Annotated in this window: 20 protein-coding genes and 1 tRNA gene; 11 read left to right on the plus strand and 10 right to left on the minus strand. The window is 69.0% G+C overall.

Annotated elements, in window-relative coordinates; all coding sequences use genetic code 11:
- Positions 1–11: 11 nt before the first annotated feature.
- From MRBLMI12_RS11110 to MRBLMI12_RS11120, 3 genes are read right to left on the minus strand one after another with little or no spacing between them, the layout of a single operon-like run.
- Entirely contained in the window at positions 12–242 is a 231-nt protein-coding gene (locus MRBLMI12_RS11110; protein ID WP_363356533.1) for a helix-turn-helix domain-containing protein, read from the minus strand.
- Positions 239–847, minus strand: coding sequence for a hypothetical protein (locus MRBLMI12_RS11115; protein ID WP_363356534.1), 609 nt, complete (start codon positions 845–847; stop codon positions 239–241). The genes MRBLMI12_RS11110 and MRBLMI12_RS11115 overlap by 4 nt, the downstream gene beginning before the upstream one ends.
- The gene (locus MRBLMI12_RS11120; RefSeq protein ID WP_363356536.1) at positions 847–1473 is read right to left on the minus strand and encodes a hypothetical protein; all 627 of its coding nucleotides are present in this window, start codon (positions 1471–1473) and stop codon (positions 847–849) included. The genes MRBLMI12_RS11115 and MRBLMI12_RS11120 overlap by 1 nt, the downstream gene beginning before the upstream one ends.
- A gap of 210 nt (positions 1474–1683) precedes the next feature.
- Between MRBLMI12_RS11120 and MRBLMI12_RS11125 the strand changes: the two genes are divergently transcribed.
- From MRBLMI12_RS11125 to MRBLMI12_RS11135, 3 genes are all read left to right on the plus strand, one after another.
- The gene (locus MRBLMI12_RS11125; protein WP_349426032.1) at positions 1684–4209 is read left to right on the plus strand and encodes an ATP-dependent Clp protease ATP-binding subunit; all 2526 of its coding nucleotides are present in this window, start codon (positions 1684–1686) and stop codon (positions 4207–4209) included.
- Positions 4210–4440: 231 nt separating this feature from the next.
- The gene (locus MRBLMI12_RS11130) at positions 4441–4944 is read left to right on the plus strand and encodes an amino-acid N-acetyltransferase (protein ID WP_363356537.1); all 504 of its coding nucleotides are present in this window, start codon (positions 4441–4443) and stop codon (positions 4942–4944) included.
- A gap of 87 nt (positions 4945–5031) precedes the next feature.
- On the plus strand, positions 5032–5736 hold the full coding sequence (locus MRBLMI12_RS11135) for a hypothetical protein (RefSeq protein WP_363356538.1): 705 nt from the start codon (positions 5032–5034) through the stop codon (positions 5734–5736).
- A 78-nt stretch (positions 5737–5814) separates the two neighbouring features.
- Here MRBLMI12_RS11135 and MRBLMI12_RS11140 read toward each other — a convergent pair whose 3' ends face one another.
- Positions 5815–7383 (minus strand): amino acid permease, encoded by a 1569-nt coding sequence (locus MRBLMI12_RS11140; RefSeq protein WP_363356539.1) that lies wholly within the window; start codon positions 7381–7383, stop codon positions 5815–5817.
- Between the two features lie 186 nt (positions 7384–7569).
- Here MRBLMI12_RS11140 and MRBLMI12_RS11145 point away from each other — a divergent pair, with 186 nt between their 5' ends.
- The 6 genes from MRBLMI12_RS11145 (at position 7570) to MRBLMI12_RS11170 (ending at position 13337) form a co-directional block, all read left to right on the plus strand.
- Positions 7570–8925, plus strand: coding sequence for a glutamine synthetase family protein (locus tag MRBLMI12_RS11145; protein WP_363356540.1), 1356 nt, complete (start codon positions 7570–7572; stop codon positions 8923–8925).
- Positions 8906–9907 carry a gamma-glutamyl-gamma-aminobutyrate hydrolase family protein gene (locus tag MRBLMI12_RS11150; protein ID WP_414686218.1) on the plus strand — a complete coding sequence of 334 codons (1002 nt, stop codon included), beginning with the start codon at positions 8906–8908 and terminating at the stop codon, positions 9905–9907. The genes MRBLMI12_RS11145 and MRBLMI12_RS11150 overlap by 20 nt, the downstream gene beginning before the upstream one ends.
- Positions 9904–11262: an aldehyde dehydrogenase family protein gene (locus MRBLMI12_RS11155; protein ID WP_363356541.1), complete on the plus strand. Its 1359-nt coding sequence runs from the start codon at positions 9904–9906 to the stop codon at positions 11260–11262. Before MRBLMI12_RS11150 ends, MRBLMI12_RS11155 begins: the two co-directional genes overlap by 4 nt.
- Before the next feature lie 11 nt (positions 11263–11273).
- Positions 11274–12047, plus strand: coding sequence for a 3-oxoacyl-ACP reductase (locus MRBLMI12_RS11160; protein WP_363356542.1), 774 nt, complete (start codon positions 11274–11276; stop codon positions 12045–12047).
- Between the two features lie 118 nt (positions 12048–12165).
- Entirely contained in the window at positions 12166–12882 is a 717-nt protein-coding gene (locus MRBLMI12_RS11165) for a FadR/GntR family transcriptional regulator (RefSeq protein ID WP_363356543.1), read from the plus strand.
- A 44-nt stretch (positions 12883–12926) separates the two neighbouring features.
- Positions 12927–13337 carry a dehydrogenase gene (locus MRBLMI12_RS11170; RefSeq protein WP_363356544.1) on the plus strand — a complete coding sequence of 137 codons (411 nt, stop codon included), beginning with the start codon at positions 12927–12929 and terminating at the stop codon, positions 13335–13337.
- 308 nt (positions 13338–13645) lie between these two features.
- Here MRBLMI12_RS11170 and radA read toward each other — a convergent pair whose 3' ends face one another.
- From radA to MRBLMI12_RS11185, 3 genes are all read right to left on the minus strand, one after another.
- Positions 13646–15016 (minus strand): DNA repair protein RadA, encoded by a 1371-nt coding sequence (gene radA / locus MRBLMI12_RS11175; RefSeq protein ID WP_363356545.1) that lies wholly within the window; start codon positions 15014–15016, stop codon positions 13646–13648.
- A gap of 96 nt (positions 15017–15112) precedes the next feature.
- Positions 15113–16063, minus strand: coding sequence for an L-lactate dehydrogenase (locus tag MRBLMI12_RS11180; RefSeq protein WP_349426044.1), 951 nt, complete (start codon positions 16061–16063; stop codon positions 15113–15115).
- A 67-nt stretch (positions 16064–16130) separates the two neighbouring features.
- Complete coding sequence (locus MRBLMI12_RS11185) at positions 16131–17501, minus strand: MFS transporter (protein WP_363357047.1); 1371 nt, start codon at positions 17499–17501, stop codon at positions 16131–16133.
- A 179-nt stretch (positions 17502–17680) separates the two neighbouring features.
- Between MRBLMI12_RS11185 and MRBLMI12_RS11190 the strand changes: the two genes are divergently transcribed.
- Positions 17681–18526, plus strand: coding sequence for a class II glutamine amidotransferase (locus MRBLMI12_RS11190; RefSeq protein ID WP_363356546.1), 846 nt, complete (start codon positions 17681–17683; stop codon positions 18524–18526).
- A 98-nt stretch (positions 18527–18624) separates the two neighbouring features.
- A tRNA-Ser gene (locus MRBLMI12_RS11195) sits at positions 18625–18715 on the plus strand.
- Positions 18716–19321: 606 nt separating this feature from the next.
- Here MRBLMI12_RS11195 and MRBLMI12_RS11200 read toward each other — a convergent pair.
- From MRBLMI12_RS11200 to MRBLMI12_RS11210, 3 genes are all read right to left on the minus strand, one after another.
- Positions 19322–20032 (minus strand): DUF4386 domain-containing protein, encoded by a 711-nt coding sequence (locus MRBLMI12_RS11200; protein WP_363356547.1) that lies wholly within the window; start codon positions 20030–20032, stop codon positions 19322–19324.
- A 74-nt stretch (positions 20033–20106) separates the two neighbouring features.
- Positions 20107–21144 (minus strand): NAD(P)-dependent alcohol dehydrogenase, encoded by a 1038-nt coding sequence (locus tag MRBLMI12_RS11205; protein WP_363356548.1) that lies wholly within the window; start codon positions 21142–21144, stop codon positions 20107–20109.
- Positions 21145–21190: 46 nt separating this feature from the next.
- Positions 21191–22105 carry an oxidoreductase gene (locus MRBLMI12_RS11210; protein ID WP_363356549.1) on the minus strand — a complete coding sequence of 305 codons (915 nt, stop codon included), beginning with the start codon at positions 22103–22105 and terminating at the stop codon, positions 21191–21193.
- Between the last annotated feature and the right edge of the window lie 2 nt (positions 22106–22107).

Here is a 22107-nt window from a genome sequence, read left to right on the forward strand (position 1 = left end):
TCCGGGATCCCTCAGTCGGCGCGCACGAGCAGGTCGCCGATCTCGCAGTCGAGGGCCCGGCAGATCGCCGACAGCGTCGAGTAGCGGATGGCGCGGGCCCGGTCGTTCTTGAGGATCGACAGGTTCACCACCGATACGCCGACCAGCTCCGACAGGCGCGTGAGCGTCATGCCGCGCTCGAGCAGGAGCTCGTCGAGCCGGCAATGGACCCCGGAGGGCCCCTCGTCCTCGGCGGGACTCATACGAGTCCATCCGTGTCGCGCTGCATGCGGATGCCGCGGCGGAACGCGAGCGAGATCAGGCCGAGCACCGTCGCGGCGATCCAGATCGGGATGAACGACGCCGTGATCGCCCAGGAACTCGGCTGGAACTCGCTGAGTCCCGCGGCGGCGAGGACGCCGTTGCGTCCGAGCGTGTCGAGGAAGTAGACCGCCAGGGCGCCGGCGAACATCGTCCAGCCTGCGGTGTCGAGCAGGCGCGGATTGGTCGGGTCGAAGAAGCGTCCTCTGAGGAACCGCAGCGCCAGGGTGCCGAAGAGCGCGATCACCACGAGCCATGCGACCGTGCCCACGATGATCGACGCGCCGATCGAGACCGTGGACAGCGCGTTGACGCCCACGGCGATGACGTCGCCTTCCGTCACCCGCACCGTCGTCACGGGCAGGCCGTCTCCCGGCGCGAAGTCGGCGGGTACGCCGGCGAAGGGCACCGGGACCGAGACTCCTTCGCGGCTGAACGTCTCGAGCCACCGGAACACCGCCGCCACGACGACGATCGCCGCGACCACGCCGGCGACCACGAGGGTCGAGATGATGTCGTTGCGTTCCTTGGTCGTCGTCTCGGGCATCACACCAGGCCTTCCGTCTCGCGCTGGAGGCGAGCGCCGATGGCGAACGACCCGGCGACGAGCGCCAGGGCGAAGCCCCAGCCGACGGGTGCGAGATTCAGCTCCAGGATGAACGTGCCGAAGACGTCGGTCACCTCCGGCGAGGTCGCGGCGAGGTCTTCGACCAGGAGCGCCCGCCCGAACGCGCCGAGCACCTGACCGAGCACTCCGCCGACCATGACGAGGATGGCGACCACGCCGATCGCGGTCGACATCGCGCGGCGGAACGGGCGTGCCCGCATGAGCGAGACGCCCAGCCACCAGGCGACGATGCAGACGCCGATCGTGGCGAGCGCGGGCAGGGCGAGCTCCAGCCACAGCATCCAGCTCACCGCACCGGGCAACGCGGTGAATGTGACGTCGGCCGACGCGTACGCCGCAGCGGAGATCTCCGCGACGCCGGCGAGATCGGGCATGTCGCCGCCGGTCACCGGCATCCGGACCGTCGGGGCGCTTCCGAAGATCGCGTAGGCGCCGCGGACGACGGCCACCAGGGCCGCCACCGCGACGCTGATCGCGCCCGTCGCGATGAGGCCGAGGCTGAAGCCTTCGCCGCGCGAGACGTGAGGGCGTGTTGTCGAGGACATCGGAATCACCACTCCATATCGATAAACGTTGTTATCGAGAAACGATATGCCACACGAATGCCTCAGCGCAAGGCATCCTGCCGTCTCGTATGTCGGGAGGGGCGCGCTATGCCCACGGCGAACACGGCCATGCACTCTCGACCGCGTCGTTACCCTCGATGTATGGCGAAGTGGGCTCAGCAGACCCGCATCGCCCTGGAGGAGTGAATGATGTTCGAGAGATTCACGGACCGTGCCCGTCGTGTCGTCGTCCTCGCCCAAGAAGAGGCGAAGATGCTGAACCACAACTACATCGGCACCGAGCACATCCTGCTCGGTCTCATCCACGAGGGTGAGGGCGTCGCCGCCAAGGCCCTCGAGAGCCTCGGCATCTCGCTCGACGCCGTGCGCGAGCAGGTGCAGGACATCATCGGCCAGGGCCAGCAGCAGCCGACCGGCCACATCCCGTTCACGCCGCGCGCCAAGAAGGTGCTCGAGCTGTCTCTGCGCGAAGCGCTGCAGCTCGGCCACAACTACATCGGCACCGAGCACATCCTGCTCGGCCTCATCCGCGAGGGCGAGGGCGTCGCCGCGCAGGTGCTCGTCAAGCTCGGCGCCGACCTCAACAAGGTGCGCCAGCAGGTCATCCAGCTGCTCTCGGGCTACCAGGGCAAGGAGCCCGCGGGCGTCGCCAGCGGCGCGGGCGAGCAGACCCAGGGCACCACCCAGGGCGGCTCGCAGGTGCTCGACCAGTTCGGCCGCAACCTCACGCAGGCCGCGCGCGACAACAAGCTCGACCCGGTGATCGGGCGCGAGAAGGAGATCGAGCGCGTCATGCAGATCCTGTCGCGCCGCTCCAAGAACAACCCCGTCCTCATCGGCGAGCCCGGTGTCGGAAAGACGGCGGTCGTCGAGGGCCTCGCGCAGGCGATCGTCAAGGGCGACGTGCCCGAGACGCTCAAGGACAAGCAGCTCTACTCGCTCGACCTCGGCTCGCTCATCGCCGGGTCCCGCTACCGCGGTGACTTCGAGGAGCGCCTGAAGAAGGTCACCAAGGAGATCCGCACGCGCGGCGACATCATCGTCTTCATCGACGAGATCCACACCCTGGTGGGTGCGGGCGCCGCCGAGGGTGCGATCGACGCCGCGTCGATCCTGAAGCCGCTCCTCGCCCGTGGCGAGCTCCAGACCATCGGTGCCACCACGCTGGACGAGTACCGCAAGCACTTCGAGAAGGATGCCGCGCTCGAGCGCCGTTTCCAGCCGATCCAGGTCGCCGAGCCGAGCCTGCCCCACGCGATCAACATCCTCAAGGGGCTGCGCGACCGCTACGAGGCGCACCACAAGGTGCAGATCACGGACGGCGCGATCGTCGCGGCGGCGAACCTCGCCGACCGCTACATCTCGGACCGCTTCCTTCCCGACAAGGCCATCGACCTGATCGACGAGGCCGGCGCCCGCCTGCGACTGTCGATCCTGTCCAGCCCGCCCGAGCTGCGCGAGTTCGACGAGAAGATCGCCAAGGTGCGCGAAGACAAGGAGCTCGCCTCCGAGGAGCAGGACTTCGAGAAGGCCGCGTCGCTGCGCGACGAGGAGAAGTCCCTCCTCGCCGAGCGCCTGCGCCTCGAGAAGCAGTGGCGTTCGGGCGACGTCGCGACCCACGCGGTCGTCGACGAGGGCCTGATCGCCGAGGTGCTCGCCCAGGCCACCGGCATCCCGGTCTTCAAGCTGACCGAGGAGGAGTCGAGCCGTCTCGTCTTCATGGAGAAGGCGCTGCACCAGCGCGTCATCGGCCAGGAGGAGGCGATCGCCGCTCTGTCGAAGACGATCCGCCGTCAGCGCGCGGGTCTCAAGGACCCGAAGCGTCCGTCGGGCTCGTTCATCTTCGCCGGCCCCACGGGCGTCGGAAAGACCGAGCTCGCCAAGGCGCTCGCCGAGTTCCTCTTCGACGACGAGCACGCGCTGATCGCGCTCGACATGTCGGAGTTCGGTGAGAAGCACACCGTGTCGCGCCTGTTCGGAGCCCCTCCCGGATTCGTCGGATTCGAAGAGGGCGGCCAGCTCACCGAGAAGGTGCGGCGCAAGCCGTTCTCGGTCGTGCTCTTCGACGAGATCGAGAAGGCCCACCCCGACATCTTCAACTCGCTCCTGCAGATCCTCGAAGAGGGTCGCCTGACCGACGGTCAGGGTCGCGTGATCGACTTCAAGAACACGGTGATCATCATGACGACGAACCTCGGTTCGTCGGCGATCGCCGGCGGGCCGGTCGGCTTCCAGGTCGAGGGCAACAGCGGCACCACCTACGAGCGGATGAAGGGCAAGGTCAACGAAGAGCTCAAGCGCAACTTCAAGCCCGAGTTCCTGAACCGCGTCGACGACATCATCGTCTTCCCGCAGCTCGACAAGGATGAGCTGCGCCAGATCGTGGGTCTGTTCACCAAGCGCCTCGGCGAGCGGCTGCTCGACCGCGACATGACGATCGAGCTGTCGGATGCCGCGAAGGACAAGCTGATCGAGATCGGGTTCGACCCGGCGCTCGGCGCCCGTCCGCTGCGTCGCGCCATGCAGCGCGAGGTGGAGGACCGCCTGTCGGAGAAGATCCTGCACGGCGAGCTGGACGCGGGTGACCACGTGAAGGTCGACGTCGAGAACGGCGAGTTCGCTTTCGAGCACGGTCCCCGCGGCGACAAGGTCGCTGTGGGCGTCGTCCACAACGGCGAGATCACCGCCACGCCCGACCTCGCGGCGAACGCGTAACCCTTCGACAAGCTCAGGGACCGGTTGGTTCACGAAGAGCGGATGCCGCGGCCACAGGCCGCGGCATCCGCTCTTCGTCGTCCGGGGTGTGGGGCGTGCACCGCGATTCCGGTCGTTGAGTGAGCGAGGAACGAGCGAGACGAACGCTCCGCACCCCGGCCAGCGACGTTTCGTCTCGGTCGCTGGCGCTCCCTCGCTCAACGACCGAGGGTGGGCATCTACGCTGGACGGGTGGCAGAGTTCACGGTCAGGCCCGCGCGCACGCGCGACGTCCGCCGCATCCAGGCGCTCCTCGAGCCGTTCGTGCAGCGGCGCATCCTGCTCGGCAAGGATCTGGTCGTCCTCTATGAGGCGACGCAGCAGTTCCTCGTCGCCGAGGATGCGGACGGCGAGCTCATCGGCTGCGGCGCGCTGCACGTCATGTGGGAGGACCTGGGCGAGGTCCGCACGCTGATCGTCGCGGACGGCTGGCTGCACCACGGCGTGGGCCGGGGGATCGTCGAGGCGCTCGAGGAGAACGCCCGAGCCCTCGGCCTGTCTCGGCTGTTCTGCCTGACATTCGAGGTGGAATTCTTCACGCGGCGCGGCTTCGAGCCGATCGGCGAGCAGGTCGTCGACCCGGACGTGTACTCCCAGCTCATCCGCTCGCCCGACGAGGGCGTCGCCGAGTTCCTCGACCTGGCGCACGTGAAGCCGAACACCCTCGGCAACACCCGCATGATGAAGCGCCTCTGACTCTGTTCGCAACGCCGGCAGGCACCGGCTCGCCGGATGCGGGGCGCGCCGACCGGAGAACACAGGCGCCGCGGTTAACCTGTCAGCATGACCGGCACCACTCCGCGACGTCGCCCCTCTCGGGCGGTGTACCGTCGACGGCGTCTTGTCGTGCTGCTGATCGCGCTGCTCGTGATCGCGGGCGTCGTCTGGCTCCTCATCGCCCAGCCGTGGGCGGTCGCCGCGACGGACTCGTCGGACAAGCCCGACCCCGGGCAGCAGCAGAACACGGCCGAATCCCTTCCGGTGCCATCCGGGCAGGCGACCACCGGCGGCACCGAGACCGGCGCCGTCGAGGGCGCGGTGGTCGAAGGTGCGACGCCGACTCCTGGTGCGACCCCGGCAGCGCTGCCCTGCGTCGCGAGCGAGATCACGGTCGAGGCCGTGACGAGCGCCGACACCTACGCGGGTGACCGGAACCCGCAGTTCTCGATCAGCCTCACCAACAACGGCGCCGACTGCACTCTCAACGTGGGCACCACCGCGCAGTCGTTCACGGTCACCAGCGGCGACGACGTCTGGTGGCGCTCGACCGACTGCCAGAGCGAGCCAAGCGACATGGTGGTGCTGATCGCCGCCGGCCAGACGGTGTCGAGCGCCGCTCCTCTCACGTGGGACCGGACCCGCTCGGCCGTCGGCACCTGTGCCGACGGCAACCGCCCGCTGGCACCCGGCGGTGGCGCGTCGTACCACCTCTCGGTCGAGATCGGCGGCATCGCGTCGACCGAGCCGAAGCAGTTCCTCCTGTACTGAGGAGCGCGAACGACGAAGCGGGGCGGCCCCCAGACCGCCCCGCTCCTCTTCCCCACGTGAGGTTCTGGCCGAACTCCGCTAGGGCTTGTCGCCGAACACCTCGGTCTCCATCGCGTCGTACCCCTCCGCCTGCGGGTCGCCGTGCTTCCCGCCCGAGAGGGCGTACTCCTCTTCGGGAGAGAGCACGAGACGGTGGCGGAAGTAGACCGCGAATCCGACGAGGATCACGACGTAGACGATGGCGATCGCGACGATGGCGGGCCGCGCCGGCTCGTTGATGAAGAAGCCGAAGAAGATCAGCACCGAGACGGCGCCCGCGATGACGGCACCCGGGATGCCCCACGGGCTGCGGTACGGACGGTTCGCGTTCGGGTACTTGCGGCGCAGGATCACGTACGACGTCATCTGCAGCGCGTAGGCGATGACCGCTCCCCAGATCGCGATGTTCAGCACGATGGCGCCCGCGACACCGCCGGTGCCGCCGAGCGAGTCGACGAGCACGAGGGCGATGAAGCCGATCACCGCCCCCACCACGAGCGCGACCCACGGGGTCGCGCGCTTGCCGGTGAGCGACAGGAACTTAGGGTAGTAGCCCGCCCGGGACAGCGAGTACATGTTGCGCCCGTAGGCGAACATGATGCCCTGCAGCGAGGCGAGCAGGCCGATGAGGGCGAACAGGGCGAGCACGGCCGCCAGCTCGTCGCCGACGATCGCCCGGAAGCCGTCGAGCAGCGGCTCGCCCGCGCTGCCGGTCGCCTCGGCGCCCACGACGCCGGTATTCAAGAACAGCACGAGCAGGCCGGTGACGATGAGGGTCGTGCGGGCGATGAAGCCGGCACGCGGGATGTCGCGCTCGGGGTTGTGCGACTCCTCCGCCGCGAGCGGCAGCTCCTCGATGCCGAGGAAGAACCACATCGCGTACGGCAGGGCGAACAGGATCGGGATCACGCCGTGCGGCAGGAAGGCGCTCTGGCCGGGATCGGGTGCGATGTCGAACAGCTTGTCCCAGCTGAACTGGCCGGAGAAGAGCGCCATCACCGAGAACACCAGGATGATGGCGATCGAGATGATCGACACGACGATCGCGAACTTGAACGAGATCGCGGCGCCGGCGGCGTTCAGCGCGATGAAAGCCGCGTAGAGGATGATCCACCACACCCACGTCGGCATCGAGAAGCTCAGCAGCTCGCTGGTGATGGCGTCCGCGTAGGACGCGGAGAAGTACACGATGACCGCGGTCGTCGCGACGTACTCGATCGTCTCGGCGGCGCCGGTGACCAGGCCGCCCCACGGCCCCATCGCGGATCGCGCGAACGAATACGCGCCGCCGGTGTGCGGCATCGCGGCCGCCATCTCGCCGATCGAGAAGATCATGCCGTAGTACATGACGACGAGGATGGCGAAGGCGATGAGCATGCCGCCGAAGCCGGCGAAGCCGATGCCGAAGTTCCATCCCGAGAAGTCGCCCGAGATGACGGCGGCGACGGCGAGGCCCCACAGGCCCCAGACGCCGGCCGAGCGCTTCAGGGTGCGCTTCTGGAAATAGTCCTGACCGGCTCGCCTATAGGTCGCCCCTGCGACCTTCGACGAACTGCCGGTGTGGGATGCCGGTGACTCCGGCTGTGGTGCACTGCTCGCTTGGGACATCGGTCCTCCAAGGATTAGCGAAGGGGGTGCGCTCGGGTGCGCGGACGCGCTTTCCGCCGATTGTGACGCCTATTGGTGGGCTGTGTCTACCTTTGAAACGGATTTTGGTTAGAGTGTGCGGGTGAACGCGGTTCGGGGGACCGCGCTCACGAGTCTCGTCGCACGTCGACACAGGAGGAGGAACGGATGCCGGGCAACCTCACGGTCGAGCAGCTGAACACCGGAATCGCCGCGGGCGACATCGACACCGTCGTCGTCGCCTTCGCCGATGCGCAGGGGCGTCTGGTCGGCAAGCGCGTCTCGGCGCGCCTCTTCCAGGAGGAGGTGCTGCCGCACGGCGCGGAGGCGTGCAACTACCTCCTGTCGGTCGACGTCGACATGAACACCGTCGACGGCTACGCGATGTCGAGCTGGGAGACCGGGTACGGCGACATGATGCTGCGACCCGATGTCGCGACGCTCCGCCGTATCCCGTGGCTCCCGGGCTCGGCGCTGGTCATGGCGGACCTCACATGGGACAACGGCGAGCCCGTCGTGCAGTCGCCCCGCGACATCCTGAACCGCCAGCGCACCCGGCTCGCCGACCGCGGTCTCGTGGCATTCTCGGGCACCGAGCTGGAGTTCATCGTCTTCGACGACACGTACCGGGATGCCTGGGCCAAGGGCTACCGCGGGCTCACCCCGTCGACCGACTACAACGTCGACTACGACCTGCTCGCCTCGGGCCGTCTCGAGCCGCTGCTGCGCGACATCCGTCTGTCGATGGATGGCGCCGGCCTGTACACCGAGGGCGTCAAGGGCGAGTGCAACCTCGGCCAGCAGGAGATCGCGTTCCGCTACGCCGAGGTGCAGGAGACCGCCGACCAGCACGCCATCTACAAGAACGGTGCGAAGGCCATCGCCGAGCATCACGGCAAGGCGCTGACCTTCATGGCGAAGTTCAACGAGCGCGAGGGCAACAGCTGCCACATCCACCTCTCGGTGCGGTCGGTCGCCGGCGATCCCGTGATGGCAGGCGACGGCGAGCACGGCTTCAGCCCGCTCATGGAGCACTGGATCGCCGGCATCCTCGCCACCCTGCGGGAGTTCACGCTGCTGTTCGCCCCGAACATCAACTCGTACAAGCGGTTCGCGAAGGGATCGTTCGCCCCCACCGGCATCGCGTGGGGGATCGACAACCGCACATGCGCACTGCGGGTCATCGGCCGGGGTCAGTCGCTCCGGGTGGAGAACCGGGTGCCCGGCGGCGACGTCAACCCGTATCTCGGCATCGCGGCGATCATCGCCGGCGGCCTGCACGGCATCGAGCATGAGCTCCCGCTGCCCGACCGGCTCGAGGGCAACGCGTACACGTCCGGCGTCGACCACCTGCCGACGACGCTGCGCGAGGCCGCGCAGCTGTTCGACGAGTCGGCCATCGCCCGCGCCGCCTTCGGCGACGACATGGTCGACCACTACCTGAACCAGGCGCGCATCGAGATCGAGGCCTACGACGCGGCCGTGACCGATTGGGAGAGGGTCCGTGGTTTCGAACGGCTCTAGTGGCGAAGGGCGCCGGCCGGTCATCGGCCTGACGACCTACCTCGAGCAGGCGAAGCAGGGGGTGTGGGACGTCCGCGCCGCCTTCCTGCCGCAGCAGTACTTCGACTCGGTGACGGCGTCGGGCGGCATCGCGGTGCTGCTGCCGCCGCAGCCCGAGCCGGATGCCGCAGCGGCGGCGGTGCTCGAGGGCCTCGACGGTCTGATCCTCACCGGGGGGCTCGACGTCGACCCGTCGCTGTACGGCGCCCAGCGGCATCCGCTCACCGACCCGGCGCGTCCCGAGCGCGACGCGTGGGAGCTGGCTCTGTTCCGCGGGGCCGAGCAGCGCCGCATGCCGGTGCTCGCGATCTGCCGCGGGCTCCAGCTCGTCAACGTCGCGCGCGGCGGCACGCTGCACCAGCACCTGCCCGAGGCGCTCGGCACCGAGCGGTTCCGCGTCGGCGGCGGTGTGTTCGCGACGAACGAGGTCGTCGTCGACGAGGGGTCGCGTCTCGCGGAGCTCGTCGGACCCGGGGGACTCGACGTGCACAGCTACCACCACCAGGGCATCGATCAGCTGGGCGCGGGGCTCATCGCCACCGCTCGCACCGACGACGGCCTCGTGCAGGCGTTCGAGTCCGACGGCGAGGGGTACGTCCTCGGCGTGCAGTGGCACCCCGAGGAGAACCGCGAGGACCGCCGCCTCTTCGCCGGTCTGGTGGCCGAGGCGTCGGTGTATGCCGTGACGGGTTCGCGGTCGTTGAGCGAGCGAGGTACGAGCGAGACGAAACACCCCGAGTCGGGTCCTCGGTCGTTGAGCGAGCGAGGAACGAGCGAGACGAAACGCGCCCAGCCGGGTTCCCGGTCGTTGAGCGAGCGAGGAACGAGCGAGACGAAACGCGCCCAGCCGGGTTCCCGGTCGTTGAGCGAGCGCCCTTCGTCAAGCTCAGGAACCGCGAGCGAGACGAAACGCGCCCAACCGTCGAACGGGGTCCTCGCATGACGTCGACGTTCACCGTGATCAACCCGGCGACCGCACAGCCGATCCGCGAGATCGCGCGCGCCGATGTGGCGCAGACGGATGCAGCCATCGCGCGTGCCGTCACCGCCCAGCGTTCGTGGGCGTCACTGCCGCCGGTGGCCCGAGCCGACGCGCTTCGTGCCTTCGCCCGTGTCGTCGAGGCGCACGTCGAGGAGCTCGCCCAGCTCGAGGTGCTGAACTCGGGGCACCCGATCGGCTCCGCCCGGTGGGAGGCGTCGCACGTCGCCCAGGTGCTGAACTTCTACGCCGGCGCCCCGGAGCGCCTCAGCGGTCAGCAGATTCCGGTCGCCGGCGGGCTCGACGTGACGTTCCACGAGCCGTACGGCGTCGTGGGCATCATCGTGCCCTGGAACTTCCCGATGACGATCGCGTCGTGGGGCTTCGCGCCGGCGCTCGCCGCCGGCAACGCCGTCGTGCTCAAGCCCGCCGAGCTCACACCGCTCACCGCGATCCGCCTGGGTGAGCTCGCGCTCGAGGCGGGCCTTCCGCCCGGGCTGTTCACGGTGATCACCGGCTCCGGCTCGGTCGTCGGGCAGCGGTTCGTGTCGCACCCGGACGTGCGCAAGGTCGTCTTCACCGGCTCCACGTCGGTGGGGACGGATGTCGCCGCCGGTTGCGCGCGCGAGCTCAAGCCCGTGACCCTCGAGCTCGGCGGCAAGAGCGCCAACATCGTGTTCGCCGACGCAGACCTCGAGAAGGCGGCGGCCGCCGCGCCGGGAGCGGTGTTCGACAACGCCGGGCAGGACTGCTGCGCGCGCAGCAGGATCCTGGTCGAGCGGAAGGTGTACGACCGGTTCCTCGAGCTGCTCGAGCCGGCGGTGCGGGCGTGGCGGGTCGGCGACCCCGCAGACGAGGGCACCGAGATGGGACCGCTGATCTCGGCATCCCATCGCTCCACTGTCGCGGGATTCCTCGACGGGGCGAACGTCGCCTTCCGCGGCTCCGCACCCGAGGGTGACGGCTTCTGGTTCGCGCCGACCGTCGTGCTCGCCGAGCCGGAAGACCGCATCGCGCGCGAAGAGGTGTTCGGCCCGGTCGTCGCGGTGCTCCCGTTCGACGACGAGGCCGACGCGATCCGGCTGGCGAACGACACGGCCTACGGTCTCGCCGGCTCCATCTGGACCGAGAACCTCGGCCGTGCCGTGCGGGTCGCGCGTGGCGTCAAGAGCGGCGTGCTGTCGGTGAACTCGCACTCGTCGGTGCGGTACTGGACGCCGTTCGGCGGCATGAAGGCGTCGGGGCTCGGCCGTGAGCTCGGCCCCGACGCCGCGGAGCACTTCACCGAGACCAAGAACGTCTTCTTCGCGACGGACTGAGAGGGAAGAGCATGGACCTGACCCAGCGATTGAAGGACCGGGTCGCGATCATCACCGGCGGCGCCTCCGGGATCGGCCTCGCCACCGCGCGACGCTTCGCCGCGGAGGGTGCGCGCGTCGTGGTCGCCGACCTCGATCCGGCGACCGGAGAGGTCGCGGCGGACGAGGTCGGCGGCGTGTTCCGGGCGGTGGATGTCGCGGACGAGACCCAGGTCAACGCGGTGTTCGACGGCGTCGCGGCGGAGTTCGGACGCATCGACATCGCGTTCAACAACGCGGGGATCTCGCCCGCCGACGACGACTCGATCGAGACCACCGATCTGCCCGCGTGGGACCGCGTGCAGGACGTCAACCTGAAGAGCGTCTACCTGTGCTCGCGCGCGGCACTGCGCCACATGGTGCCGGCGGGCACGGGATCGATCATCAACACCGCGTCGTTCGTGGCGCTGCTCGGCTCCGCCACGTCGCAGATCTCGTACACGGCGTCGAAGGGCGGCGTGCTCGCCATGACGCGCGAGCTCGGGGTGCAGTTCGCGCGGCAGGGCATCCGCGTGAATGCGCTGTGCCCCGGCCCGGTGAACACGCCGCTGCTGCAGGAGCTGTTCGCGAAGGACCCCGAGCGCGCGCAGCGCCGGCTCGTGCACGTGCCGATGGGCCGCTTCGCCGAGCCGGAGGAGCTCGCCGCCGCCGTCGCGTTCCTCGCCTCGGACGACGCGTCGTTCATCACCGCCACCGCGTTCGTCGTCGACGGCGGCATCACCAACGCGTACGTCACGCCCCTGTGAGGTCTGGCGCGATGTACCGAACTCAGGATGTCTTCGCCCGACGGGCGCCCCGAACGGCGTGTCGCGGCGCTTCGCGCCTTCCGATCCTGAGTTCGGAACGGGGACGGGCGGTGACCGCGTGACCGACGCCCCGCTGCACGAGGTGCGCAGGGCCGTGTACCGGCCGGTGCGCGAGGGCAACGCGCTCGAAGACACCGTCGCGCGCCTGGTGCAGACGATCCGGCTCGGCGTCGTGGCGCCGGGGGAGTCGCTGCCGTCGGAGCGGGAGCTCGCCGTGCTGTACGCGGTGAGCCGGGACACCGTGCGTGAGGCGATCCGCGAACTCGCCGACACCGGCTACCTCGTGCGCCGGCGCGGGCGGTACGGCGGCACGTTCGTCGCCGACCCGCTTCCGCAGCCCCCGCATCCTCGCGACGTGACGGCGGCCGAGCTCGAAGACGTCCTGGGCCTGCGTCGCGTACTCGAGGCGGGCGCCGCCCGCGCCGCCGCGGCCCGAAGCCTCGACGCCGCCGCGCGCGACGAGCTGTGGGCGCGGTACGAGGTCGTCGCCGAGGCATCGGCATCCGACTACCGCCGCCTCGACACGCTGCTGCACCTCTCGATCGCCGAGCTCGCCGGCATCCCGTCGCTCGTCGCACTCGCGGCGGAGAACCGAGCCCGCGTCAACGAGTGGCTCGACACGTTCCCGCTGCTGCCGCGCAACATCGAGCACTCCAACGCGCAGCACGAGCGCATCGTGACGGCGATCCTCGCAGGACGACCGGATGCCGCCGAAGCGGCGATCCTCGAGCATCTCGCCGGTTCGGAGGCGCTGCTGCGCGGCTTCCTCGCCTGATCGGCCGCCCCGCCACCTGTCCTCGGGGCGATTACGCTGGATGGGTGGCAGGCAAGAAGCGCGCGAACAAGCACAAGGAAACGCTCGAGTTCCGCAACACGCAACTCGCGGACGCGCTGCAGACCCAGGATATGGCCGCTGTTGCCTTCGCGTTGCGCCACGGCCCGACGGTGGCGCCGCTGATGCGCCCCGGCGATCGCGACAACCCGCTCGATGTCGGCGAGGTGTGGACGTACCGCGACCCGAAGACCGGAGACATCGCCCTGCTGCTGTTCAGCGACGCTGCGCACAAGCCCGCGTCGCTGCCGCCCGGGGTCGCGCTCCAGCCGCCGGCGTGGCTGCGGGCGTTCCTCGCCGCGCACGAGGACGAGATCACCACGGTCTTCTTCGACATCGCGGGCCCGCACCCGATGCAGGCCTCGCCCACCGACCTCATCGCCGCCCTGGACGCCTGACGCGTCCGGCGCCGAGCCTCACCGGGTTCGGGGCGCGTCGCGCCCGTTTGGGGCGCGTCCGGTGCGCCCCGAGCGACAATTCGGCGCCCCAAACCCCCTGATGCGCCGGTGGGCACCCGCGCGACAGAAGTCGGACTCTCCGGGTGATGGGTTTGCATCACCGGGGACGACGGGGCAGACTCGCCGGGTGGAATTCCTGCTCGTCGGAATCGTGTGCGCGGCCGGATTGGTGATCCCCATCGTGCTCGGGTACGCCGACCCTTCGCGTCGACGCCGGACTCGGGGTCGCTGAGCGGACCGGCCGAACCTCAGAACTCGGGGATGTCTTCCCCTGGCCGGCCCTTGGACCGAGCCCGCACGTCGCTGACGGCGCCGCCCAGCGACCCCGAGCGGTGGTCGATGACGTCCCGATACCCGAGACGCGCGCCTTCGCTGCGCCGCTGCGTCGCCTGGGTGACAGGCCGCACCTCGCCGGCCAGGCTCAGCTCGCCGACCGCGGCGATGTGGCGGGGAATCGTCCATCCCTCGACCGCGCTGGCCACGGCGAGCGCGATGGCGAGGTCGGCCGCCGGTTCGGCGAATCTCACCCCGCCGACCGTCGAGACGTACACGTCTTGATCCGAGGTCTTGATCTTCATCCGCTTCTCGAGCACCGCCAGCACGGTCGCCACGCGCGCGGCATCGACACCGTTCACGATGCGCCGCGGGTTGCCCGACTTGCTGTCGATCGTCAGCGCCTGCACCTCGACCGGGAGCGCGCGACGCCCTTCGAGTGCGATCGACACGCACGTGCCGGGCTCGGTGCTGCCATGGCCGAGGAACAGCGCGCTGGGATCGGGGACCTCGGCGATGCCTGCGCCGGTCATGTCGAAGCAGCCGACCTCGTCCGTCGGGCCGAAGCGGTTCTTGAGCGCGCGCACGAACCGCAGCGACGTCTGCCGGTCGCCCTCGAACTGGCACACCACATCGACCAGGTGCTCCAGGATGCGCGGTCCGGCGATCGAGCCGTCCTTGGTGACGTGGCCAACGATGATGGTCGGGAGCCCGCGCTCCTTCGCGACGCGGATCAGGGTCGCCGCAACCTCGCGAACCTGCGACGGGTGCCCCGCCATGCCCTCGGACAGCGCCGACGACACCGTCTGCACGGAGTCGACGATCAGCAGGTCGGGCGCCACGTCGTCGACGTGCCCGAGGATGGTCGCGAGGTCCGTCTCGCTGGCGAGGTACAGCTCGTCGTGCAGCGCGCCGGTGCGCTCGGCACGCAGGCGCACCTGCGCCGTGGACTCCTCAGCGCTGGCGTACAGCACACGGCGCCCGGCATTCGCCGACCGCGCTGCGACTTCGAGCAGCAGCGTGGACTTGCCGACGCCCGGCTCGCCCGACAGAAGGATCGCGGCGCCCGGCACGAGTCCGCCGCCGAGGACGCGGTCGAACTCGCCGACGCCGCTCGTGCGCCGGGGTGCATCGGACGTGTCGATGCGGGTGATCGGCTGCGCCGCCCGCGCGGCACCCGGCGAGACCGGGGTGATCGAGCGCAGGATGCCGGTCTGCTCGGCGGTCTCGACCACTGTTCCCCACTGCTGGCACTCGCCGCAGCGCCCGACCCACTTGATGGTGGTCCAGCCGCACTCGGTGCACCGGTAGGGTGCGGTCTGCGTCGGGCGTCTGGCAGCGGGCATGGGTTCAGCGTACGGCGAGGGCACGACATGCGTCGGCGGCGGGCCGGGCGTCGGCAGCGCCGATCGCGCCGATCGCCCGCACGCGAATCCGTGCGGTCAGCGCAGCGAGTCGGCGACCTGCTTCAGCGCATCGGCGGAGGCGTGGAACAGCTCGAGCTCGTGGGCGTCGAACTGGGTCTCTCGGATAGGCACTGCACCGGCCGCGCTGACGATCGAGGGGACCGACAGCGCGACGCCGTCGACGCCGTGGAAGTCGCGCAGCACCGGTGAGACGGGCATGACCGCGCGCTCGTCGTTGAGGATCGCCTCGATGATGCGGGCGCTGGACAGGCCGATCGCGTAGTTCGTCGCTCCCTTGCCCTGGATGACCTTGTAGGCAGCGTCGCGCACGTCGATCGCGATCTGGTCGAGCTCCTCGACGGTCAGCCGGTCGCCGCGGGGGGTCACCCATTCGAGGATCGGCACGGTGCCGATCGTCGCCTTCGACCACAGCGGGAACTCGGTGTCGCCGTGCTCGCCGACGATGTAGGCGTGCACGCTCGACGTCGAGACGCCTGCGCGCTGGGCGAGCTTCCACCGCAGACGCGAGGTGTCGAGCACCGTTCCCGACGCGAAGATGCGCTCGGACGGCAGCCCCGTGTCCTCCTGGGCGAGCACGGTGAGGACGTCGCACGGGTTGGTCACGATGACGTAGATGGCGTCGGGCGCGACGCTGAGCAGCTGCGGCATCATCGTCTTCATGATGCGGGCGTTCACTCCCGCGAGCTCGATGCGCGTCTGGCCGGGATCCTGCTTCGCGCCCGCCGTGATGACGACCACGTGCGATCCTTCGACGACAGAGAGGTCGCTGCCGCCGATGATGTCGCTGGATCCGGTGAACTGCGTGCCGTGCGCGAGGTCGAGAACCTCGGCCTCCACCTTCTGCGTGGCGATGTCATAGAGCGCGACATGGCGCGCGGACCCGCGGATCAGCGCCGCGTACGCGGCGCTCGAGCCGACGCTGCCGGCTCCGACGATGGTGACTTTCGAGTTCTCGATGACGGCCATGGAGCCAGTCTTGCAGGGGGCGGTGCCCACGCCCACTCCCGCCGCCGGGTGGCGGCATCCGTCGTGGTCAGAGTGCGGGCGGAGCGGTCGCCGCGCGTTGCGGATTGCGGATGCCGAGGAACGACGTGACGCCGCCGGCGATCATGAGCGCCGCGGTGACGATGGCCGCGCGATGGAAGCCGTCGAGGTCGAGGCTGCCGCCGACGATGGTGGCGAGCAGGGCGACGGCGATGAGTCCGGCGACGCGCGCGACGGCGTTGTTGACGGCCGACGCGATGCCCGATCGCTCGGGCTCGATCGCGCCGAGGATCGCCGAGGTCAGCGGCGCGACGGTGAGGGCGAGGCCGGCGCCCATCACGATCATGCTCGGCAGGATCTGCCACCAGTACGAGAACTCTGTGGTCGTCGTGAGGAGCAGCAGTGCGCCGATGCCCATCGTGATCGGGCCGACCGTCATGAAGAACCGCGGACCCCACTTGCCGCTGAGCGCCCCGACGCGGGAGCTGAACAGGATCATGAGGATCGTCATGGGCAGGCTCGCCAGTCCCGCGAGAGTGGCCGGCAGGCCGGCGCCTTCCTGCAGGTACACGACGACGACGAGGCCGTTGAGCGCGAGCGCCCCGTAGATGAACGCGGTCGCGACATTGCCCGTCCAGAAGTTGCGCACCCGGAACAGGTCGAGCGGCAGGATCGGGTGTCGTGTGGTGCGCTGACGGAGGATGAACGCCGCGAACATCCCGGCGCCGAGCACCAGCGTCAGCCAGATGACGGGCGAGCCCCAGCCGAGGTTGGGCTGCTCGATGAGGGCGTAGACCATTCCGCCGAGGCCGAGGGTGCACAGCGCTGCGCCGATCCAGTCGATCGATGCTCCCGGATGCCGGGTGTCGCGGAACCCGCCGCGCGCCAGCAGCACGAGCGTCACGGCGATCGGCACCACGTTGATCAGGAACGCGAGCCGCCACGACGCCAGGTCGACCAGCACGCCGCCGATGAGCGGGCCGACGATCATGGCGGAGGTCGTCATCGCGGTCCAGATGCCGATGGCGCGGCTCTGCGCAGCACCGGTGAAGTTCGACGTGATGAGCGCGAGCGAGCTCGGGACGAGGAACGCGCCCGCCGCGCCTTGGAGAGCACGGGCGACGATGAGGAACTCGGCCGTCGGCGCCGCCGCGATCGCGATCGAGGCGATGCCGAAGCCGATGAGCCCGATGCGGAGCACGAGCACGCGCCCGTACGCGTCGCTGACCGAGCCCGCGACGAGGATGAGAGCGCCGAGCGTGATGAGGTAGGCGTCGACGACCCACTGCTGCGTCGTGATCCCGCCACCCAGCTCGTCGCTGATCGAAGGGAGCGCGACGTTCACGATCGTGCCGTCGAGGAAGGCCACGAACGAGCCGAGCACGGCGATCCACAGCACCGACCGCTGGATGGCGGTCATCGGGCTCACCGGCGCCGACGTGCCGGGGGCAGGCTGATGATCGGTCACCAGCCCACGCTAGACCCGGCCGACGACACCGAGGGCCGCCTGGTCGCACGAGGCTATCGGGAGCGACCGCACCGCCCTACGATGGCGGCAGCGCCGCGCCGCGGTGTCGACGGACGACCCGGGAGGCTGCGATGTGCCGCTGGCTGGCCTACACGGGGGAGCCGCTGCAACCGGCCGCCCTCATCCTCGACGCCCAGCACTCGGTCGTCGCGATGGCGCAGAACTCGCCGCTGGGCGCCGAGACGGTGAACGGCGACGGCTTCGGCTTCGGCTGGTATCCCGTCGCGGATGGGGATGCCGCCGGGCTGCGGCATCCGTCCGTCTTCCGCAGTATCGAGCCGGCGTGGAACGACCAGAACCTGCGCGAGATCAGCCGGGCCGTCGTGAGCCCGCTGTTCTTCGCCCACGTGCGTGCAGCCGCCGGTCCGCCGATCCAGCAGACGAACTGCCACCCGTTCCGTCACGACAACTGGCTGTTCATGCACAACGGCGCGATCTCGCAGTTCGGTCTGATCAAGCGGGAGCTCGCGCTCGCCGTGGACCCGTCGTTGTACCCGCTGATGCAGGGCACGACCGACACCGAGGTGCTCTTCCATCTCGCGCTGACCTTCGGTCTCGCGGACGATCCGATCGGCGCCGTCGGAGCGGCGATCCGTCGCGTGGAGGAGGCCGGCCATGCTGCCGGCGTGCAATTCCCGATGCAGGGCACGCTCGCCGTGTCGGACGGCGAGACGCTGTGGGCGTTCCGGTACTCGTCACAGGGGCGCTCGCGCTCGCTGTTCCACTCGGCCGACGTTCCCACCATCCGGGCCATGTACCCCGACGCCGACCGGCTCTCGCTCTTCGGCGACCACGCGCAGGTCGTCGTGTCTGAGCCGCTCAACGACCTTCCCGGCGTCTTCCTCGAGGTCCCCGAGTCGACCGTCGCCGTGCTCGACCCCGAGGGGTACCACCACGAGGCGTTCCTCGACGCGTGAGCCGGTGCCGACGCCATCGTGCCGGGGCTGGGCGGGGTCGTAGCCGAGGTTCGGCGCCGATTCGCGGCATCCGCCCCGCGTGTCGTAAGCTTGTCGGCGGTGACGTGTCCGAGCGGCCGAAGGTGCAACTCTCGAAAAGTTGTGTAGGGTAACCCCCTACCGTGGGTTCAAATCCCACCGTCACCGCCATTTTGGGCCAGATCGACGTCCTTCTCGGACGGTCTCGATCTGGCCCATTCCTTTTGGTTCCGTCTCGTTCCTTCTCGGATGTGGGCACGGGCGTGGTCAGGGGTTTTCTCGTAGAGCGCCTCCGCTGCGAGGTCCGGAGCATCGGGCGGCCCCGGCGGGATGGAGGCGGATCGACGACGATCCGTACCGACGTGGAAATCATCCGTGCCCACAGAATGCCCACAAGATTTCACGTGGGAACGTTGCCCAGCGGAGGCCGAGTTCCAAATCCCTCCATCTCCGCCGAGAAGGCCCTGATCAAAGGGTATTTACTACGCCATGCGAACCGTTTGCGAAGATTTTGCATCGATTGGCGGTCACGTTGTGCCCGGCTGGAGCCTGACCTGCTTCCCCACAGCCACAGCCACAGCCACAGCCACGGGCAGGTCTCGTGACCGCCCACAGGCAGTTTCACATGGCCGTCAACGCGTCTCAGAGGGCCGGTGGGGGTGACCCCGGATACCGGACGCTGACAATGCGTCGGGTTCGCCTTCGCCGCCTCGATCAACCGCGAACCGCTCCTCCTCGACCTAGGACGTGTTGCTAAGAGCATCCTCCGTGCGCGCGTCACAGCAGCAGGGCGATGCCGGTGACGATCAACCAGAGGGACCAGATGATGTAGACAAAGGGGGTGGCCGCGGCGGCAGGCTTCCACCCCGTCGTCTCGAAGGGGCCGACGAACTCCAGCGAGCAGAGGGCGAGGGCGACGCCGATGATGATGCCAGCTACGCCAACCCATCCGTTGACGTTGGAGCTCTGCATAATCGCGACACCGACCAGTGCGGTCCACGCTCCGGTGAACAGGAACCCGAGGTGCTCCCCGACGGCGACGCCGAGGTAGCGGTTGAAGGACTGGAAGACGACGTCGATCGCCTCACGACGGGCCGGGGTGGTGTCGGGCTTCTCCGACTCCCGTGCCAGGTAAGGCACCAGGAACGGCCAACGGATCAGGCCAAGGAACTGCACCACGCTGGCAACCACGCCCACCCCGGCGGCGGTGAATAAGACCGCAGGCTCAGAACCCCGTAGCGAAACGGACACCAAAATCGCGAGCGGCGTCAGCAATGCCGCCGTCATCGCGAACCCCCACCACAGCAGCACTAGGGCCGAACCGCCCGCGCTGTATTTTGCCAACACCTCCGCGGTGGGCTTGCGCAGAATGTTCGGGTAGTCGAACTTCGCCGCGAGCGCGGCGAACGCTGCATTGAAGCCGATCGGCACCGCGATCAGCAGGACGCCGGCGATCAGGGTCGAGGTGGTGTCGCTCAGGGGATTCATCGGGCTGTCTCTCGTTTGATCCCTGTCATTCGACAGCAGTTCGGGCGGAGCGAGTGCTCCAGAGTGTCGCGCAGTCATCCCTCTTGGTTGTTACCGAGGACACTGATCACGATCTTCGCTCGTGCGTGCTGCTCAGCGAAATACCGGATCGCGTCCGCGGTGTGTTCAAGCGGGTAGGTGCGGTCTATCGCCGGCGTCACCAGACCGGACTCGATCAGTTCGGTCAGCTCGTCCAATGGGCGAGAGTCCGCGGTCGCGGTGGAGACGCGGAGGTTCTGCGTGACGAACAGAGACATGCTGAGGGCTCGGAGGATGCGGATCATGGGTCCGAGGACGCGTCCGCCGGTGCCGCTCGACAACACGAGCGTTCCTCGGGTGGTGAGTGCGCGACGCAGCCGGCGCAACGGGTGGTTCCCGATGCTGTCGAAGATCAGGTCGTAGCGCTGGCTGGCTTGGGTGAAGTCGGTGACGGCGTAATCGATCACATGATCGGCGCCAAGGGATCGGGCGAGCGCGAAGTTCTTCGCGCTGCATACGGCGGCTACCTCGGCGCCGAGTGCCTTGGCGATCTGGACGGCGAAGGTGCCGACACCGCCGGAGGCGCCGTTGATGAGCACCTGCTGTCCTGGCTGAAGGTTCCCGGCGTCGCGGAGGCCGTGGAGCGCCGTCGTCCCCGCCAGCGGGACGGTCGCTGCCTGCTCGAAGGTGAGGGTGGCGGGCATCAGCGCGACCTTGTCTTGGGGTGCGGGGGCGAACTCGGCGAAGCTTCCCGCCTCGAGTTCGGCGTAGACGTTGTCTCCCGGCGTGAATTGGGTTACTGCTGCGCCGACGGCTTCGACGGTACCTGCGACGTCCTTTCCCCTCACCTTCAGTTTCGGGGTTCGCATTCCGAAGGCAAGGCGGGCGAGGAGGGGAGTGCCGGTGGTGTAGACCCAGTCGGCGTGGTTGACGGATGCCGCGCGAACCCGGATCAGGACTTCTGTGTCGGCGATCCGCGGTATGTCGATTTCAGCGAGCTTCAGCACGTCGGCGGTGCCGTAGGAGTGCTGGACGATCGCCTTCATCGTGGTCTGGGTGTGTGACTGGTTTGGCGGGCTGGTTGCCGCTGTCATTGCGTTCATGGCTCGGTTCCTGCGGTTCGGGGTGGGTCTGCGGGGGTCACGGCTGGCTCAGGAAGGGGAAGTGGACGTCGGTGAGCGCTTCCGAACTGTCCCAGAGCCGTGCGGCAGCGATCGGGTCGGTCGCGTTGGCGCCCGGTGTCGCGAGAGCCGGAGGTCCGGACATCTCGCGGCGGCGGCTCGGGCCCGAGTAGCTGCCGCCGGGGAGACGTTCTGTTGCCGCAAACAGCGTCGGGGTGGCGGCCATCACAGCATCCTGCGCGACGATGCGATTCAGCATCCGAGTCCCCGTGCTCATCACCGGGCCGTAGGAAGTTGAGCCGAGATTCGTTGCCGCCCACCCGGGATGCGCGGCCACCGCCAGCACCGGAGACCCGGCGCTGCTCAGCCGGCGCTGCAACTCGAGGGTGAAGAGCAGATTCGCCAGCTTCGAGTCCGCGTACGCGCGAGACCGGCTGTACCGGCGCGTTGTCCAGTTCAGATCGTCGAAGTCGAGACCGCCGATGCGATGAGCGTTGCTCGCAACAGTCACGACGCGCCCGCTGATCTGCGGCAGCAGCAGATTCGTGAGCACAAAGTGTCCGAGATGGTTAGTGCCGAACTGAAGCTCGAACCCGTCGACGGTCAGCGCGAACGGCGGCACCAGGATGCCGGCATTGTTCACCAGCACATCGATGTCTTCGCTCCACTGGGCGGCAAACGAGCGCACCGACGTCAGATCGGCGAGATCCAGGCGCCGCACCTCGGTCGACCCGCCGATGGCAGTTGCCGCCAGTCGGCCTCTGACCTCGTCGCGCACCGCGAGCACCACATGGGCACCCTTCGCGGCGAAGACACGAGCGGCCTCGAGCCCGATGCCGCTGTTCGCGCCCGTCACTACGACCGTCTTCGCGGTCATGTCCGGCATCCGGGAGGTCGTCCAATCACGAGTGGTGGTTGCAGTGCTCGCCGACATGA

The organism is Microbacterium sp. LMI12-1-1.1 (genome assembly GCF_040676455.1).
Taxonomy (GTDB): Bacteria; Actinomycetota; Actinomycetes; order Actinomycetales; family Microbacteriaceae; genus Microbacterium.